Source organism: Gluconobacter oxydans (assembly GCF_006539685.1).
In the GTDB taxonomy this organism is placed as follows: domain Bacteria; phylum Pseudomonadota; class Alphaproteobacteria; order Acetobacterales; family Acetobacteraceae; genus Gluconobacter; species Gluconobacter oxydans.
Map to the genome: position 1 here is coordinate 30,817 of NZ_BJNM01000018.1, position 15,896 is coordinate 46,712.

At 61.1% G+C, this 15,896-nt stretch carries 17 protein-coding genes, 1 tRNA gene and 1 other RNA gene; 10 read left to right on the top strand and 9 right to left on the bottom strand.

The features are described 5' to 3' along the window. Positions 1-4: 4 nt before the first annotated feature. Together GOX01_RS08705 and GOX01_RS08710 are read right to left on the bottom strand one after the other, a co-directional pair. Positions 5-1,081, bottom strand: coding sequence for a purine nucleoside permease (locus GOX01_RS08705; RefSeq protein ID WP_011252974.1), 1,077 nt, complete (start codon positions 1,079-1,081; stop codon positions 5-7). Next, positions 1,078-2,619 carry an adenosine deaminase family protein gene (locus GOX01_RS08710; protein WP_062269358.1) on the bottom strand — a complete coding sequence of 514 codons (1,542 nt, stop codon included), beginning with the start codon at positions 2,617-2,619 and terminating at the stop codon, positions 1,078-1,080. Before GOX01_RS08710 ends, GOX01_RS08705 begins: the two co-directional genes overlap by 4 nt. A gap of 157 nt (positions 2,620-2,776) precedes the next feature. Here GOX01_RS08710 and queG point away from each other — a divergent pair, with 157 nt between their 5' ends. Next, positions 2,777-3,835: a tRNA epoxyqueuosine(34) reductase QueG gene (queG, locus tag GOX01_RS08715; RefSeq protein WP_024717158.1), complete on the top strand. Its 1,059-nt coding sequence runs from the start codon at positions 2,777-2,779 to the stop codon at positions 3,833-3,835. After that, entirely contained in the window at positions 3,832-4,062 is a 231-nt protein-coding gene (locus tag GOX01_RS08720; RefSeq protein WP_024717157.1) for a ribbon-helix-helix domain-containing protein, read from the top strand. The genes queG and GOX01_RS08720 overlap by 4 nt, the downstream gene beginning before the upstream one ends. Here GOX01_RS08720 and GOX01_RS08725 read toward each other — a convergent pair. Then, positions 4,059-4,343: a hypothetical protein gene (locus GOX01_RS08725; RefSeq protein WP_371858533.1), complete on the bottom strand. Its 285-nt coding sequence runs from the start codon at positions 4,341-4,343 to the stop codon at positions 4,059-4,061. The two genes, GOX01_RS08720 and GOX01_RS08725, sit on opposite strands and share 4 nt — an antisense overlap. A gap of 232 nt (positions 4,344-4,575) precedes the next feature. Here GOX01_RS08725 and GOX01_RS08730 point away from each other — a divergent pair, with 232 nt between their 5' ends. Together GOX01_RS08730 and GOX01_RS08735 are read left to right on the top strand one after the other, a co-directional pair. Beyond that, entirely contained in the window at positions 4,576-5,406 is an 831-nt protein-coding gene (locus tag GOX01_RS08730; protein ID WP_041111801.1) for a TerB family tellurite resistance protein, read from the top strand. Positions 5,407-5,480: 74 nt separating this feature from the next. Continuing rightward, complete coding sequence (locus tag GOX01_RS08735) at positions 5,481-5,633, top strand: DUF3309 family protein (protein WP_080504750.1); 153 nt, start codon at positions 5,481-5,483, stop codon at positions 5,631-5,633. 73 nt (positions 5,634-5,706) lie between these two features. Here GOX01_RS08735 and GOX01_RS08740 read toward each other — a convergent pair whose 3' ends face one another. From GOX01_RS08740 to GOX01_RS08750, 3 genes are all read right to left on the bottom strand, one after another. Next, positions 5,707-7,164, bottom strand: a complete 1,458-nt coding sequence (locus tag GOX01_RS08740) for a mannitol dehydrogenase family protein (protein ID WP_011252969.1) — start codon at positions 7,162-7,164, stop codon at positions 5,707-5,709. A 149-nt stretch (positions 7,165-7,313) separates the two neighbouring features. Then, a complete protein-coding gene (locus tag GOX01_RS08745) occupies positions 7,314-8,381 on the bottom strand; it encodes an FUSC family protein (protein WP_011252968.1) in 1,068 nt (355 codons plus the stop codon). A gap of 27 nt (positions 8,382-8,408) precedes the next feature. Further along, complete coding sequence (locus GOX01_RS08750) at positions 8,409-9,989, bottom strand: Do family serine endopeptidase (RefSeq protein WP_011252967.1); 1,581 nt, start codon at positions 9,987-9,989, stop codon at positions 8,409-8,411. Between the two features lie 124 nt (positions 9,990-10,113). On the opposite strand from GOX01_RS08750, the gene GOX01_RS08755 reads away from it, so the two are divergent. The 3 genes from GOX01_RS08755 (at position 10,114) to GOX01_RS08760 (ending at position 11,619) form a co-directional block, all read left to right on the top strand. Next, positions 10,114-11,313 carry an Mrp/NBP35 family ATP-binding protein gene (locus tag GOX01_RS08755; protein ID WP_011252966.1) on the top strand — a complete coding sequence of 400 codons (1,200 nt, stop codon included), beginning with the start codon at positions 10,114-10,116 and terminating at the stop codon, positions 11,311-11,313. Further along, the gene (locus GOX01_RS12880; RefSeq protein ID WP_165919966.1) at positions 11,310-11,465 is read left to right on the top strand and encodes a hypothetical protein; all 156 of its coding nucleotides are present in this window, start codon (positions 11,310-11,312) and stop codon (positions 11,463-11,465) included. Before GOX01_RS08755 ends, GOX01_RS12880 begins: the two co-directional genes overlap by 4 nt. Positions 11,466-11,544: 79 nt before the next feature. After that, positions 11,545-11,619, top strand: a tRNA-Thr gene (locus GOX01_RS08760). Positions 11,620-12,258: 639 nt separating this feature from the next. Here GOX01_RS08760 and thyX read toward each other — a convergent pair. Continuing rightward, positions 12,259-13,170, bottom strand: coding sequence for an FAD-dependent thymidylate synthase (gene thyX / locus GOX01_RS08770; protein WP_011252965.1), 912 nt, complete (start codon positions 13,168-13,170; stop codon positions 12,259-12,261). A gap of 94 nt (positions 13,171-13,264) precedes the next feature. Here thyX and ssrA point away from each other — a divergent pair. The 3 genes from ssrA to GOX01_RS08785 all read left to right on the top strand — a co-directional run bounded on the left by ssrA (position 13,265) and on the right by GOX01_RS08785 (position 14,749). Continuing rightward, positions 13,265-13,589: a transfer-messenger RNA gene (gene ssrA, locus GOX01_RS08775) on the top strand. A gap of 99 nt (positions 13,590-13,688) precedes the next feature. After that, entirely contained in the window at positions 13,689-14,264 is a 576-nt protein-coding gene (locus GOX01_RS08780) for an SspB family protein (RefSeq protein ID WP_011252964.1), read from the top strand. Positions 14,265-14,356: 92 nt separating this feature from the next. Next, complete coding sequence (locus GOX01_RS08785; protein WP_011252963.1) at positions 14,357-14,749, top strand: VOC family protein; 393 nt, start codon at positions 14,357-14,359, stop codon at positions 14,747-14,749. A 34-nt stretch (positions 14,750-14,783) separates the two neighbouring features. Here the strand turns inward: GOX01_RS08785 and GOX01_RS08790 are convergent, their stop codons facing one another. Next, complete coding sequence (locus tag GOX01_RS08790) at positions 14,784-15,002, bottom strand: hypothetical protein (protein WP_011252962.1); 219 nt, start codon at positions 15,000-15,002, stop codon at positions 14,784-14,786. A gap of 93 nt (positions 15,003-15,095) precedes the next feature. Further along, positions 15,096-15,893, bottom strand: coding sequence for an ABC transporter ATP-binding protein (locus GOX01_RS08795; protein ID WP_011252961.1), 798 nt, complete (start codon positions 15,891-15,893; stop codon positions 15,096-15,098). Positions 15,894-15,896 lie beyond the last annotated feature (3 nt).

Genomic DNA, 15,896 nt, shown 5'->3' on the forward strand with positions numbered 1-15,896 from the left:
GTGTTTACCGGGCCGTCGGCAGCGCCTTTTCATACCGGTCCCAGTGCGTCGCCAGTTCCTTCACGACCACACTCCCCACCGTATAGGCGGCATCGACCGAGGCCTGGAATCCCGAAAAACCGGTCTCATGCGCTTCATCCGACAGAAGCTGCGCGGCGCTCTGGCCCGGTGGCTGCATGTCGAAATTGCTGGCCGTCCGCAGGATTAGCGCGCGCTTCGGATCAACGCGCCCCGCCTTCCCCTGAAGCGCCAGAGCCTGACAGAATGCGACGTCTTCTTCAGCCGTTGTCGCCATGACGCCCTGCCCGTCCGTCCAGTATTTCACCCAGCGTTCGGCCCACTGGTTCATTTTCGCACCAACCCAGAAGGTTTCGCCTGAGATCGTGTCGCCAAGCTGTACGGAAGGCGGTTTCTGGGCTGCGGCAAAACCGGTATAGCGTAGGCGGGAGACCTTCAGACCGGCATTGTCCGGCAAGGCAATGTCCTTCGTCAGACCATAAGCCCACTGCACCAGTGCCGGATCGAGCGTGTATTCCATGTCCCCCATGCCGGAATGGGACGCAGGGCGGGGCTTTTCATCCGGCGTGCTGCCCTGCACGGGTGTGAACCCATCCGGCCAGGAGGCCGGAATTTCGCGCGGGTCGATCAGGTGCGACAGGCCGCCATTAATGACGTGCGGCGCCCAGACGGCCGAACCTATGGTCCCGAAATTCGGATCAATTCCACCGATCCCGGCCAGCACGAAATAGGCGTGGCGCAGATCAAAACGCGGGTCGAGCACGAGGGCTGTGATGGCAGATGCCATGTGCTCAGGCCCCTCACCGCTCGCGATCCCCAGAACATGCAGGTCCGGATTGTAATGCATCACGTCATGATCGGTGCCGGGTGCCGGGATCGTCTTCTGCAGCGGCAGTTTTTCGATCCAGTTCTGGTATTCGCCCGCCGTGTCTCCCGTATCCCTGCCGATCTCGAAGGTTGTGACGACAACCACGCGCACGGGGATTGGCGCATGAGCCGAAGCCGAACCAAAGGCACAGAGGGACAGGAGCGCGGCCCCAAAAACGGTTGAGACAGATTTCACTGGTAGAGTCCCTCATGTGTGACAGTGGCTTCAAACGTGCCGAACCGCTGTTCGAGCGTCCATTGCAGACGGGCCTTTTCGCTGGATTTCAGGAAAGTCGTGCAAGAGCTGGATACGATGGGCAGTGTCCGGCAGGCGGGCACAAACTGCCCCGGCTGATGATCGACCCACAGGCTTTCGCCTGGCACGAAGGCATATTCCAGACCAGTGCGGGACAGGGTTTTCAGAGCGGCATAAGACAGATCATAGGTCTGGGCTGCGCGGACATATTCCTGCGTCAGATCCCCACGCGAAACCCCCTCGTCATCCGTGGACAGCGCGACGGGTACGCCAGCCCGGCGATAGAGCGGGAACGGATGGGCCGCGCCTTTGATACCAAGGATCTCGTCATTGCTGGTCAGGTTGACTTCCACCATCACATGGCGCCGCGCCATCTCGGCCAGAAGCGAGGCCGGATCGTCCTCAAGCGCCACGTCCACGCCATGCCCGATCCGGTTGGCTCCTGCCACGTCAATGGCTGCTCGGATGTGGTGACGCAGACCTTCCGTGGGGACGAGACCGGTTGTCAGTTCGCCAGCATGCAGGCTCAGTTTCACGCCCGGATAAACGCCGTTCAGGAAATGGAACATCCGCATGTGCAGGTCATAATCGCGCATGGCCGTTGGATCGTCTTCAGGGGCCACGATGTTAAGCCCGACAAAACGCGGATCGGCTTCCACGGTCGCATAACCGGCATCCAGCTGCGCATAGACGGCCTGCGGCGGTAATGTGCGCAGGGTCTGGAACAGATAGCGCACCGTCACCGCACATCCCGGATGGGCCTGCGGGGTTCCGCATTTCAGAACATCCCGCGCCTGCGCTTCCATCTGGTCCGTCTCGGCGCGGGCTTTCTGCACGAGGCCCGGAATTTCCGGCATGAGCGCCTGGTGCGCGGCCGGGAAGTCATCGCCCTTCAGCGGGTGATGAAAGCCCGCGCCAATCATCCCGCCGATCCCAGGTGAAATCATCAGCTCCAGATAGGTTACATGGTCGCGGGCCGCCCGGTCACGCGCTTCGGCCAGCATATCGCCCGAATGCGCATCGTCGATGGAGCCAAACCGGGCGAATGTCGCGAAGAAATGGTCATGCCCGGAGGCGTCGCCGAGAGCAGGCACGAAGTCCCGCATGGACAGCGCATCGATCAGGACATTTTCCGATTCCGCGTGATGCGACAGTTCGGCGGCAGGAAGCTCACCCTCTCCCAGATGTGTACAGGCATGGTCGAGGATGCGTTTCTCCTTCAGCGACACACACAGACCATCGCGCGCGGCCCAGTCCAGCATGTTTTCGGCGTAGACCGCACCAACCAGATGGTTGTGCAGGTCCGCCCCTTTCGGAAAGGCACGGAGAAACATGTTCAGCCTGACCGGATCGTTCCGGATCCGGTCATAAACCTGTGCAACAGACTGCGGAGCCGCATGTACAGCCGGAATCATCGTCAGAGCAGAAGTCATACCCAGAAAAACGGCAGGCAGAACACGAAAGAAAGGATGTCGCATGGCGCGACGATGCCGCCCCGTCCCCGACGTGGCAAGCCATTTTCAGATCGTGACAAATGCTGTCTGCATCAGCCGTTCCGGACAGCAGAAAAGCTGGTCCGTCTGCCTCCCTGATGGCATAACGGCTCCCCGTTCACCGGCGAGACCTGTCCCTTCCATGCCAGCTTCCCCGAAACCCGATACAGGGCCTGAAGCCCGGATTGCGGCGCATGCCCGTCATCTGGGCTTCGATGCGGTCGGGTTCTGCAAGGCGGAACTCGGGCCGGATGTGGCTCGGAACCTGCGGGAGTTCGTCGCGCAGGGTCATCACGGCACGATGGAGTGGATGGAAACGCGTCTCGAGGAACGTGCCCATCCGAAAGCCCTGTGGCCCGAAGTCCGGAGCGTGATTTCACTCGGCCTGTCCTATGCGCCAGCCGAAGGACCGACGACCGATCCCGAATGCGGCAATATTTCCGTCTATGCCCGCAACCGAGACTATCACGACGTCATCAAGGGCATGCTCAAGCATCTGGCGCAGTTCGTCGTGAAGCTGGGCGGCCCGGAAACGCAGGTAAAGGTTTTCGTCGATACAGCCCCCGTCTCGGAACGCGCATTGGCGGAGAAAGCACATCTTGGCTGGACAGGAAAACACACCTGCCTCGTCTCGCGCGAGCATGGGTCATGGCTGCTTCTGGGTGAGATCTACACCACGCTGGAGCTGACACCGTCCGAGCCCACTGGCGGAAGCTGCGGCTCCTGCACGCGTTGCCTAACCGCCTGCCCCACAGAGGCCTTCACCGGCCCGGGAAAAATGGATGCCCGGCGCTGCATCTCGTATCTGACGATCGAGCATAAAGGCCCGATCCCGCATGACCTGCGCCCTAAAATCGGCAATCATATCTATGGCTGCGATGACTGCCTGTCTGTCTGCCCGTGGAACCGTTTTGCCGAGACCGCGCGGCACATCAAGCTTCAGGCCCGGCCGGAGCTGATCGCGCCAAAACTCGACGAGCTGGTCCGATTGGATGATGCGACGTTCCGGACATTCTTTTCCGGCTCTCCGGTCAAGCGGATCGGACGCAACCGCTTCGTGCGCAACGTCCTGATCGCGATCGGCAACTCCGCCGATCCGTCGCTCGTATCTTCTGCACGGGATCTGCTGAATGATCCGGACCCTGACGTTTCCGAAACCGCGCAATGGGCTTTGAGCCGCCTTGAGGAGCAACCGGCATGAGTGATCTCGTCAAACGCAGCCTGTCTCTGTCAGGACACCGGACATCCGTGGCGTTGGAACCCGAATTCTGGACGGTACTAGATGCGATGGCGGCAGTCCGCCAGCAGAGCTTTGCGTCTCTGGTCGCCTCTCTCGATGCCGCGCGACCACCCGAACGCCCGCTGGCCTCAGCCCTGCGGGTTGCAGCGCTGATGCATCTTCAGAAAAGCATTCAGACGGCCGGTTAGCTCCCGGCGCTGTCTGCGGGCAGGCCCAGCCATTCCGGATGTTTGCGCTCGATCCAGCGCAGGACGCGACCCTGAAGGCGGCGGAAGAGCGGAATATCCTGCGAAAGCAGCATCACGCCGACCGGCAGCATCCACAAACCCAGAACAGGCAGGATGGACAGAACGCCGCCCAGCATGAACAGCACGCCCGCCGGAATCCGGACCCATTTGTGATCCGGCTCCCTCAGCCAGTTCAGCACTTTCTGCAGCCGCTCGGGCAGACGCTGGATCAGAAGATCCATCAGTTCGTCATCAGAGCGGAAAGGGGTCGAAGGGGCAGTCTGAATCGGGGTGGGCATGAAAATATCCGTCATGAAACGAGCTGAAGAACCTGCGTCTCAAAAGCATGAGACGGCGATAAGTTCGTAATTCCCACCTTATACTACACCGCGGGTCCGGACGGTTGGCTCTTCCGGAGCCCCCTGCCTGCGATCTGTCATTTGCCGCTGTGAGCGGGCGTGCTAGATTGATGCCATGGCTATCTGGGGCAAGATGTTCGGTGGTGTCGCGGGCTTCGCGGTTGGTGGTCCTTTCGGAGCATTGATGGGCGCAGCGCTGGGACATGCGGCCGATAACGGTTCGCTACTCAAGCCCTCGACGGGCGGCTGGAGCGAGCGTTTTCCCGCGAATGGCCGGCCCGATCCCAACAGCGCGGCCTTTTTCGGCGCCGCCAAGATCGCTGCGGCCCTGGGCAAGCGCGATCAGCTTTATGCCATCGGCCTTGTCGCCCTGTGTGCAAAGCTGGCGAAGATCGACGGGCCGGTGAACCGGCACGAAATCAACGCTTTCAAGACCTGCTTCCAGTTCCCCCCTGATAACGTCAAGGAAGTCGGCATGCTGTTCGATCGCGCCCGCGACCGGACGGACGATTTCGAGATGTATGCCCGCGAAATGGGCAAGGCCTATGCCGATAACACGGCGCCTCTTGAAAACCTCATGACGGCCCTGTTCCGCATCGCCCGTGCCGATGCCGGGCCGAGCCGAGAACTTCACCCGAAGGAAATCGATTTCCTGCAGCGCGTGCACCGGGCATTCGGCCTGCCGCCAGGTGCGTGGGACCGGGCGGAAAGCGGCAACAGCCGCGCCGCCAGCGGGAACGAGCCGGACGCCTATCGCATTCTCGGCATCACCCGCAGCGCGACCGATACGGAAATCCGCGTGCGCTGGCGCACCCTCATCCGCGAGCACCATCCGGACGTCCTGGCGCAGAAGCCCATGTCGGAAGCAGAGCGCCGGCGTGCTCAGGACCGGGTGGCCCGCATCAATGCCGCCTGGGACCGCATCAAGCGCGACCGGCAGCTTTGATCTTTCGCAATCCTGCGGAAACTTTCAGTCACCCGGAAGCGTAGACCAGTCTCAACCGGCAAGAGAGACGTGCCATGGGACTGATTCTGCTTGTAATCCTGATCCTCCTGCTGATCGGTGCGCTGCCGTCATGGCCGTACAGTTCGAAATGGGGCTACTACCCTTCCGGCGGCCTCGGCCTGATCGTGGTCATCGTCGTGATCCTTGTCCTGATGGGACAGATCTGACCCCAAAAAATCTCTCCACAAAAAAAACCGCGCCCCTCCCGGAGCGCGGTTTTTTGTGCCCTGAAGAAGAGGATCAGGCCGGAATAGCGGCCTTCACGCCTTTCTCGCGGATGACCTTGCGCAGAGCGATGACCTTCTGGTCCAGCTCGGACGTGTCCAGATCGCGCCAGCCGTCGAACGCCGGCAGCTTGAGAGCACTTTCAAAATCGTCGGCCTTGGCCAGCTTCTTCTGGGCCTCGCCATAAGTCGGCTCGGACGATTCATACGTCCCGCCCTTCTCGTCACGACCGCGGAGCATCTCGAGATAGGATGCAATCCCGAACGCAATCCGCGACAGATCGCGCTTGCACTCGATCGCCCGGCGCACGGTTTCCGTCCAGAACACCTGGATCTTGGAGCAGCCGTCACTCGCGATCCGCAGCGTCTGATCGGACATGGCCTTGTTGGAAAAACGGCTGATGACGCTGTCCCGGTAACCTTCAAGCGTCATACCCGGCGGTGCCTTCAGGGTCGGGATGACGTCCTTGTTCAGGTAGTTTTCAAGGTTGCCGCGCAGATCCTTGTCCTCGATCGCGTCATCCACGTTCTCGTATCCGACCAGAATACCCGGGAAGCAGAGCGTGATATGACCGGCATTGAGCATCCGGATCTTCACGTGCTCCCAGTCCGTCACATCGTCCACCAGCTGCACGCCAGCCTTTTCCAGCGGCGGGCGTCCGTTGGCGAACCGGTCTTCCAGCACCCACTGGTGGAAATCCTCGGCCACCAGTGGCAGGTCGTCATCCAGTCCGCTGGCCGCGTTCAGCTTCTTCGCGATTTCCGCCGAGACAGTCGGGGTAATGCGATCGACCATGCCGTTCGGGAAGGTCGCGTTTTCCTCGATCCACTTGGCCAGTTCCGGATCGCGGGCCTTTGCATAGCCGAGGAAGGCCTTGCGGGCGACATTGCCATTATGGCGCAGGTTATCGCAGGACATGACCGTAAACGCCTTGCCACCGGCATCCCGGCGACGGCGCAGGGCTTCCACGACATAACCGAAAACGGTGGACGGCTTTTCCGGATTCTGAAGATCGGCCTTTACTGCCGCATTCTCCAGATCGAACGCACCGGTCGTCTCGTTGATGTTGTAGCCGCCTTCCGTGATCGTCATGGAAACGATGCGGATGGCCGGATCAACGAGATGCTTCAGCACGGCTTCCGGATCGGCCGGGGCGAGCAGGTAGTCACGCAATGCGCCCATGACACGCACCGTACTCTTGCCGGACGGGGCCGTCTCGGTCAGGGAATACAGGCAGTCCTGAGCCTTGAATTCCTCAGCCTTTTTCTTCGAGCGGTCACTGCCCGTCAGGCCAACACCAACAATCGCCCAGTCCGGCGCATGCTCAAGGATCTGCTCGACGTAGAACGCCTCATGGGCCCGGAAGAAGTTACCCACGCCGAAATGCACGATCCCCGGCTTGATCCCGTCGATGTCATAGGGGGGAGCCTGGACATTGGCAGGAAGAGACTTGAGGGTTTCGCGCGTAATCATGGAATTCTCCGTGGTTTCGGGCCGGTCGCTGACGGGGACCGACAAGGCCGGGCATGTGCCATCTTAGCCCCGGAACAACGTAAAAACCGAATGACGGTTTCAACAGGAGCCATTCCGCCCCCCTGGCTGCCATTCGCGGGACGGCCTGTTCAGAGGCCTTTTGCGGCGCTCGCATCGGAGCGCATGACCACCCCGACGGCCCGTTCGAGATCCTCGCGGAACAGGGACATCACAAAGCGCATCTCAGGGCGGGTCTGCTCTTCCAGCCGTGGCAGGAGGTCGAGGATTTCCTCGTCTTCGGACTGCTGTTCGTGCTGGTTCCGCTTTGCGCGCAACTGCTCTTCACAACTATGTGCCAGCGCCCGCAGCGCATGACTCAGCCCCTTGTAGAGGGGCAGCAGACCTGTGTTCCCTGCCGCACGCCCCGTCGCAATGGCGCGTGCCACCAGCATCGTGTCGTTCAGCAGCCGCCGCATCAGTCTGGGAAGTGACGCCAGAACCGGATCGCGCTTTTCCAGTTCCTTCCAGCGCTCACGCCGTGCCTCGGTCACGGCGTCTTCCAGTTCCGTCAGCAGGGCCACACAGTCATCACTCTGGCGCTCGATCGCCGCCCAGCCCATATTCTGGTCGAGCGCGCTCTTGAGAAGCTGGTCCATGCGACGCAACAGGCGCGCGGCCGTATGGAAGGCCTGTTTGCGCGCGCTGCTGTGCAGGATGAAGAACGGCACCACGATCGAGACCGCAACGCCCACCACGATGGCCAGAAGCCGCGTGATCATGGGCAGGAACGGGCTGCCCTGGCTCGGGAAAAGATACACGATCATCAGCGTGATGCAGGCAAAACGCAGCGTCGGCTGGATGGCGCTCAGAAACACCAACGGGGCCAGCATGATCCAGAACGGGATCCAGCGCAGGCCCGTCGTGATCTCCAGCACGACCGCACACACCCCTGCCAGCGCTCCGATCAGCGTACCACTGATCTGGTCCCGCGCCGTCGTCATGGTCTGGCTGATGCTGGACTGCGTGACAATCAGCGCTGTCACGAGCGCCCAGATCGTCTCCTGCAGATGCATGAGCGAACCCACGATCCAGGCCACTACGACCGACACCAGAACGCGGATGGTCTGGCGCGTCGCGGGGCGCATCACTTCGCGCCATCTGCTGTGTCGGGGCGGCACGGACAGCCATTTCCGGCTCAGACGTGTCAGAAGGTTCATGGCAGCTTTCAGCGCAGGAAAACGACGTCAGTTCCCGAGGAAGGGCACCGGCACCCAGCGCAGTCCATCATCGTCCTGAACCAGCAGCAGCACTTCCGTCTTCTTGCGCTCATGCAGACGCTGCACGGCCTTGGCGAAATCATCCGGCGTGTTGATCTGGTCCTGCCCGACCTGCGTAATCACGTTCCCTTCCGCAATCCCGCGCGATGCGGCGGGGCTTCCGGCCTCGACACGCGAGACGAGAACGCCACGCTGATCGTCGGTCAGGGCATACTGCGTGCGGGCATCCGCATCGATCGAACTGACCGTTACGCCCAGCTCGCCCAGTGCCGCATGACGATGTTCGGGCTGATGCGTGTCTGAAGGCGGCATATCCGGCGGCGTAGGCGACTGGCCCAGCGTAATCGGCAACGTCTTGAGCGCACCCTTGTGCCAGACCGTCAGCTGCGCCTTCGCACCAGGCAGGATGGACGCGATGATGCGCGGCATGGTCTGGCCGGTCACGTCCTGATCGCCCACGCGGGTGATGATGTCGCCAACCTCAAGCCCCGCTTTTGCAGCAGGGCCTTTCGGATCGATTTCCGAAATCAGCGTCCCCTTGCCATTGGAACCATCCGGCTTGTGGAAATCGAGCGTCTCGGCGATGTCGTTCGTCACGTCCTGGAACTTCAGCCCCATCCAGCCACGGGAGACATGCCCCGTGCGACGCAGCTGGTCGATAATCCCGCGCGCATCATCAGCCGGAATGGCAAAGCCGATGCCAATGGAATCGCCGCCCGCACCGCCATAAATCAGTGTGTTGATGCCGATGACTTCGCCGGACAGATTGAACAGCGGACCACCCGAATTGCCGCGATTAATGGCCGCGTCCGTCTGGATGTAATCGTCATACAGCCCGTGTTCGACGTTTCGTCCGCGCGAGGAAATGATGCCCGCCGTCACGGTTCCGTTCAGCCCGAACGGATTGCCGATCGCCAGAACCCAGTCCCCGATCCGCGCCTTGTCGCTCTGCCCGAGCGGAACGGTCGGGAGCGGATGCTTCGGCTTGACCTCGAGCACCGCCAGATCGACCTGACTGTCCCGCCCTACGATCCGCGCCGGCATTTCAGTCCCGTCCTGAAGCGTCACGCTGACCTGATCCGCCCCTTCGATGACGTGGTTGTTCGTCACGATGATGCCGGACGCATCGATGATGAAGCCCGAGCCCAGAGCCTGCTGCCGGCGCGGCGGCTGGTTCGGGGCCGGTTTGTGCTTCAGGTAATCATGGAAGAACTTTTCCAGCGGGGAGCCCGGCTGGAAAGGAGGCACCTGGGGGCCGTCCGGATCGCTGGAATCCGGGCCCTTGTCGTCATTCTTTGACGGCTTGAGAACCGCGGATGTCGAGACGTTCACGACCGAGGGAAGCAGCCTGTTCGCCAGATCCGCGAAGCTCGACGGCACGGAACGCGGCGCCGGGGTCGGCACCGAAGACGGCTGGCTTGAGGTCGGCGGCGCGCTCTGGGCAAAGGCAGGGCCCACACTCCAGCCTCCCGAAAGGGACAGGGCCAGACCGGAAACAGCAAGACAGGCAGCACGACGGGCGCCGGAACGGGCGAGCAGGTTTTTCATACCTGCACGCTAACGCAGAACGTGGTCCTTCGTCACCATCCCGCCGTTCAGGATGCGTTTTCGGCCCGGTCATGCTAGGGTCAGAGTCCTTTCCGATACCATATTCCCCTGATGAGAGCCCGGCATGACTGACACCACGCCCCCCAACGACATGCCGCCCGGCTCCCCCGAGACCAATCTTCCCAGCGCCGAGACCCGCATTACAGACATCCTGAAAAACGAGCAGGACGCCCAGGGCTCAAACGTCCTGTCCTTCGCCGCGCTGGAGAGTGTGTCGGTCCGCAACGGTCATGCCCATGTCTCGCTGGCGACGTCGCGCGACAATGCCTCGCGCGTGGAGCCTCTGCGGCCGCGCGTCGAAGCCGCGATTGCGAGCCTGCCGGGCATCACGGGCGCCACGCTGTCCTTCACGTCCCATCGTCCCGCAACGCCGGCCGCTGCCAATGCCCCGGCTCAAAGCGGCGGGCACCGGCCTTTCAATCTGGGCGACAAACGCCGCAATGCCGCGAGCCGGCATGCGCCTGAAACGCTGCTGCCCGGCGTCAAGGCCGTCATTGCGGTCGCATCGGGCAAGGGCGGCGTCGGGAAGTCCACCACAGCCGTCAACCTGGCGGTCGGGCTGGCCCAGCAGGGCCTGAAAACCGGCCTTCTCGACGCCGACATCTATGGCCCGTCCCTGCCCCGCATGCTGGGACGCAACGCCCGCCCGGAAGTCGTGGACGGGACGATCCTGCCGATCGAAGCCTGGGGCCTGAAAAGCATGTCCATCGGCTATCTGGTAGACGAGAACCAGGCCATGATCTGGCGCGGCCCGATGGTCATGGGCGCCCTGACGCAGTTTCTGGGTGAAGTCGAATGGGGCGAACTGGACGTCCTCGTGATCGACATGCCGCCCGGCACCGGAGACGCCCAGCTGACCCTGGCCCAGAAGCTCGGTCCCAAGCTTGCTGCCGGTGGCGCCGTCATCGTCTCCACACCCCAGGATATCGCGCTGCTGGATGCACGGCGCGGTGTGGCCATGTTCGAGCGGATGGAAACGCCTATCCTCGGCGTCGTCGAGAACATGTCCTATTTCTGCTGCCCGAACTGCAACCATCGCACGGAACTGTTCGGACATGGGGGCGCCAAGGCCGAAGCAGAGAAAATGGGGGTCCCGTTCCTGGCGGAAATCCCGCTGCTGGCCGATATCCGCGCAAGTGGCGATGAGGGAACCCCGATCATCCTTTCCGCACCACAGAGCGAAGCCGCACAGGCCTATACGAGGCTCGCGCAGGCTGTGGCCCGCTCCCTGTCTTCCGAACACAGCACGAAAGAACGGCCATGATCCGTCTTCTTCTCATCGGCGCCTGCCTGACACTGGGGGCCTGCTCCCAGATGGTCACGCATCGTGGCCTGTCTTCCGATGGTTACGGCTTCACGCAGGACTCTCAGCATCTGCCGCCACCCGCTGACCTGATGACGCCTATCCCGCACTAAAATCCTGCGCAGGCACAGAGAATCGCTCTCCGAAGCTTGACCTGATACGCCCCGGCATGGAAAAAGCCGCACTGCTGATGCCGGGTTAGCACAGTGGTAGTGCAGCGGTTTTGTAAACCGAAGGCCGGGGGTTCAAATCCCTCACCCGGCACCAGCTTTTTCCAAAAAGCGGCCAATACCCCGGGCGACTGGAAAATGTTGTTCAAACCGGGACTTGCACGTCGAAATGCCGGCATTTCCAAGGCCACGGACTCCAGAAACACCCTCTGAAAATCAGTAATGCACAAGTATCGTAATCGCAGAGGGTGGAATGTGGGTATTCCCAGAATCCTCTTGACAGCTTTGTGCTGAGAATCGGATTGCACCCACGATTCGTGGATGAAATTATCAAACCAAATCAGATACTTAAAAACATAACCCCGAGAATCAGTCCGAATCGAACCGCCTTAAAGAGAGTCTCCAAGCCTGTGGATAACTCTGTTCGTAAAAAAATCAGCAGCTGTTGTGATGAGAGTCACACGAATTCGGTCTGAATCTCCCAAAAAACCCACGCAAATAAAAACAGACAAGAAAATCTGCTTTTACCTGACGTTTACAGTCATGAATATTTTACGACGCAGGCCAGAAAAAATGAATGGCCAGAGAAGTCAGAACAAGAGCAATAGCTATTGCCGTCCATAGAAATAGATTTGGCGCTCTTTCTGGTACATCTTCGACTGGATTGGCCGCCTGTGCTTCTCTTGCGACGAGCATCAGGCGTTCAAGATCGTTTCCGGCAGGTCCCGGAGCGGGATCAGGATGCGCCATCCAGAACCGCCGCCATTTCCGACCACTCGCGCTTGGTCAGGCCGGAATTTTCCTGCGTGACCGTTTCACCGGCCAGACGGCGGCGCACCACCTTCAGCATACCGGCAGAAAGCGTGAAGGCGCCGAGACGATATTCCTCAAAGGCCGCCGCCGTTGCCGGAACCCACGCCTTGAGAATCTCGATCATTTTTTCCGCATAGACGCGGATTTCATACTGCGCGTGCGGATCGGCCCGCAGGGCAAGGAAATGCATCAGATTATGCAGATCGATCTTCCAGTACCACTGCGTATAGGTGTTCAGGGTCAGGTTGATCCGCGCGAGTTCACGCGCCAGACCTCTTCCTTCCGGGTTCAGAAGGCTTTCGTAGTCATCATAGCACTGGCTGGCATCGCGGCGCAGGATCTCCAGAACCTGATGCGCCGTATCGGCATCCAGGGCATCGCTCCGCCCCTGCCGGTTCGAACTGCTCTGTGCGGCGACCTGGTCCATCGCCGGCAGATAGAATTCGCGGTCCAGAATGGAATAGCGCGCGGAATACTCATTCACGCTCGCCATGCGATGGCGGATCCACTGACGCGCCACGAACACGGGCAACTTCACATGGAACTTGATCTCGCACATCTCGAACGGCGTGGAATGACGGTGACGCATCAGATAGCGGATCAGCCCCGCATCCTCGGACACCTTCTTCGTCCCGCGGCCGTAAGACACCCGGGCCGCCTGCACGACCGCACCATCATCGCCCATATAGTCGACGACGCGCAGGAAGCCATGATCCAGCACCTCGAAAGGTGTGAAAAGCAGGTTTTCCATCGCCGCCACGGTCGGACGGGAGGTCAGCTGGGGTTCGCTGCGCTGCGCTTCGATTTCAGCGCGCTGTTCGGATGTCAGTGCCATGGCGGCGGCTTTAGCATGGGCTTTTGCCCGACGTCATCCGAATGAATCGGATTGACACGATTCCGGAGGCTTAATTTTTTTCATCCCCGCCTTTTCCCTTGCGACGGGACACGCGCACTCCTATGTTCAGCAGTGCAAGGGGTTCGTCCCCGGCTATGGCGATAAACGGTAAGTGAAATAAGTGTTGTGGACCCGGGGGCAGTGCCCGGCGTCTCCACCAAGAACAACCCCTCGCAAAAGGGGTCTGTGGGGACGAAACAGGCTCGACACGCATGGTAAAGACTTATCTTTTGCCCGGCATTGTACCACCGTCATCGGGCTAAACTTACAAGTGCCAACGATAACTCAGAGGTGCTCGCTGTCGCTGCATAAGCGATAAGCGCGGTTCGGGAGGGCACCGGGCAACAGAAGCCCTCCCACCTCATCATGTCCCCGACATTCACAGCAAAGACGGCTTGCCATCCGCGCCCGTCTGTCGCATCCCTGAGCAAGTTGACCGAAACATCAGGCTTGCGACCATGAGCGACGACGATCACAACGGCCAGGACGGCTTCGAGCACGAGCTTCCCGAGAGCCTTCTCCCTTATGATGACTGGGTGGAAGACGCCTATCGTGAAGTCATGCTGCGTGCGATCGAGCATGTCGCGGCTGAAGGCCTGCCGGGCGCCCACCACTTCTATCTGACGTTCCGCACGAACCGCCCGGATGTCATCATCCCTGCCCGTCTGCGGGCGCAGTATCCCGAAGAGATGACCATCGTCCTGCAGCACCAGTTCTGGGACCTGGCACTGGACCGCGAGAAGAACGTGATTTCCGTTGGCCTGTCCTTCGGCGGCGTTGGCAGCATCCTGTGCATCCCCGTGAACGCCATCACGGCTTTTGCCGATCCCCATATCCGCATGGCACTGCGCTTCAGCCATTCCCCGCTGGAGGAGGATGAAGACGTCGAGATCCCCGAAGGCGCCGTGGAGCCGGACGATATCGATCCCGCCCACCATCCTGAAGTCCAGCCGGAAACGACTTCGTCCGAAGACGTGAAGAAAGATGCGGAAGTCGTCAGCCTGGCCGCATTCCGCAAGCGGCCACCGACCTGAGCATCCGCCCTGCAGGGTTTCGAAAACGGATTGGCCAGACAGTGTTTTTCCGGCCTATACTGGCCGGAACGTCGCTCTCATGAGGGATCCCCATGCGCTTTACCGTCGATCGCCTTGACCATATCGTGCTGACCGTCCGGGACCGGACCCTGTCTGCGTCCTGGTATCAGCGTGTTCTGGGGATGGATATCGACGAATACGGCCGCAACAACCGTGTGGCCCTGAGCTTTGGCGGACAGAAGATCAATCTGCGTCCCGAAGGTTCGGAAGGCTGGGAAACGGCGGGCGATGCCGCGCCGGGAACGTCAGACCTGTGCTTTACGACAGCCATTGCCAGCGAACATATCGTCCGGCATCTGGAAAAATGCGGGGTGGAGATCGTCGAAGGACCGGTGGCGCGTCTGGGGGCGCTGGGTCCGATCACGTCCGTCTATTGCCGCGACCCGGACGGCAATCTGATCGAACTCGCCTCCTATAACGGCTGAGGGCGGCAGAGCGCACGCCCCGCCGCCCGCCGGGTCACCAGTTCTTGGAAATCAGCCAGAACTCTTCGGAAGTCAGCGTGATGGCATTGCAGTCCTTCGTTTCGGCTGCAGCCTTGGCAAGGGCATGAATGCGCTCGATCATGATCGTCTTGCGCTGGTGAGCCTCGGACGTTTCCTTGACGGTCGATAAGGTCTGCAGAGCGGACTCGGACGCTTTGGCGACGCGCGCGGCGTCAATGGCGGCATAAGACATGAACTGTCTCCCTGAATGTCAAAACCGGGAGGCAGCCTACTCCACGCGGGATCGGATACCAACTCCGCCGCCCCCGCATCGCCGCAGCACACCCTAGACGGGCGTTGCTGCCACCGCCGCCTCATAGGCATCCAGCACATCCGCAGCCGGACCATCCATGCGGACTTCCCCGCTCTCCATCCAGATGATGCGCGTGCACCATTGACGCAGAACCGTCAGCGCATGGGATGTCACGACCAGGATCTCAGCCGCATCGACCATCCCTTCCAGCCGCGCCCTGGCCTTGTCCTGGAACTTCTGGTCACCGGCCATGAACCATTCGTCCATCAGCAGGATCCGCGAGCGCGGCACCGTTGCCAGCGCAAATCCCAGCCGAATGGACATGCCCGAGGAATAGAGGCGCACCGGAAGATCGAAAAACGCCCCCAGATCGGAGAATGCCTCCACATCCTTTTCCAGCTCCTGCGTCGCAGCCCGGCTCAGTCCCATCCGGCAGGCGAAGAGCTGGATGTTTTCCCGCCCCGTGAGCTCGCTGTTCATGCCGGCTTTCGGATCGATGAGAGCATGGGTATCGCCTTCGATATCCAGGATCCCATCATCCGTTTCATAAATCCCGGCCAGAACACGCAGCAGCGTCGATTTTCCCGCGCCGTTATGCCCGACGAGGCCGACCCTTTCCCCTTCCGAAATCGTGAAGCTGACTTTGGAGAGAGCCTGGACTTCCACGACCTCGGTTGCATTGCCGCTCATCCGCATCCGGCCGCCAACCGCTTCCGTCTTCCCGGCCACAGTGCTTCGGGCGCGCGACAGCAGGGTCTTTTTCAGGGAGCGGGAGCCGCCATGGAGTACGGGGAAAGACAGGGACAGGTCTTCAAGGCGGATATGGGCCATAGC

Bases quoted from the DNA above. Each gene is read 5' to 3' on its own strand.
- GOX01_RS08710 (WP_062269358.1), bottom strand. From the start codon at position 2,619: ATGCGACATCCTTTCTTTCGTGTTCTGCCTGCCGTTTTTCTGGGTATG.
- queG (WP_024717158.1), top strand. From the start codon at position 2,777: ATGCCAGCTTCCCCGAAACCCGATACAGGGCCTGAAGCCCGGATTGCG.
- GOX01_RS08720 (WP_024717157.1), top strand. From the start codon at position 3,832: ATGAGTGATCTCGTCAAACGCAGCCTGTCTCTGTCAGGACACCGGACA.
- GOX01_RS08725 (WP_371858533.1), bottom strand. From the start codon at position 4,343: ATGGATCTTCTGATCCAGCGTCTGCCCGAGCGGCTGCAGAAAGTGCTG.
- GOX01_RS08730 (WP_041111801.1), top strand. From the start codon at position 4,576: ATGGCTATCTGGGGCAAGATGTTCGGTGGTGTCGCGGGCTTCGCGGTT.
- GOX01_RS08735 (WP_080504750.1), top strand. From the start codon at position 5,481: ATGGGACTGATTCTGCTTGTAATCCTGATCCTCCTGCTGATCGGTGCG.
- GOX01_RS08740 (WP_011252969.1), bottom strand. From the start codon at position 7,164: ATGATTACGCGCGAAACCCTCAAGTCTCTTCCTGCCAATGTCCAGGCT.
- GOX01_RS08745 (WP_011252968.1), bottom strand. From the start codon at position 8,381: ATGAACCTTCTGACACGTCTGAGCCGGAAATGGCTGTCCGTGCCGCCC.
- GOX01_RS08750 (WP_011252967.1), bottom strand. From the start codon at position 9,989: ATGAAAAACCTGCTCGCCCGTTCCGGCGCCCGTCGTGCTGCCTGTCTT.
- GOX01_RS08755 (WP_011252966.1), top strand. From the start codon at position 10,114: ATGACTGACACCACGCCCCCCAACGACATGCCGCCCGGCTCCCCCGAG.
- GOX01_RS12880 (WP_165919966.1), top strand. From the start codon at position 11,310: ATGATCCGTCTTCTTCTCATCGGCGCCTGCCTGACACTGGGGGCCTGC.
- thyX (WP_011252965.1), bottom strand. From the start codon at position 13,170: ATGGCACTGACATCCGAACAGCGCGCTGAAATCGAAGCGCAGCGCAGC.
- GOX01_RS08780 (WP_011252964.1), top strand. From the start codon at position 13,689: ATGAGCGACGACGATCACAACGGCCAGGACGGCTTCGAGCACGAGCTT.
- GOX01_RS08785 (WP_011252963.1), top strand. From the start codon at position 14,357: ATGCGCTTTACCGTCGATCGCCTTGACCATATCGTGCTGACCGTCCGG.
- GOX01_RS08790 (WP_011252962.1), bottom strand. From the start codon at position 15,002: ATGTCTTATGCCGCCATTGACGCCGCGCGCGTCGCCAAAGCGTCCGAG.
- GOX01_RS08795 (WP_011252961.1), bottom strand. From the start codon at position 15,893: ATGGCCCATATCCGCCTTGAAGACCTGTCCCTGTCTTTCCCCGTACTC.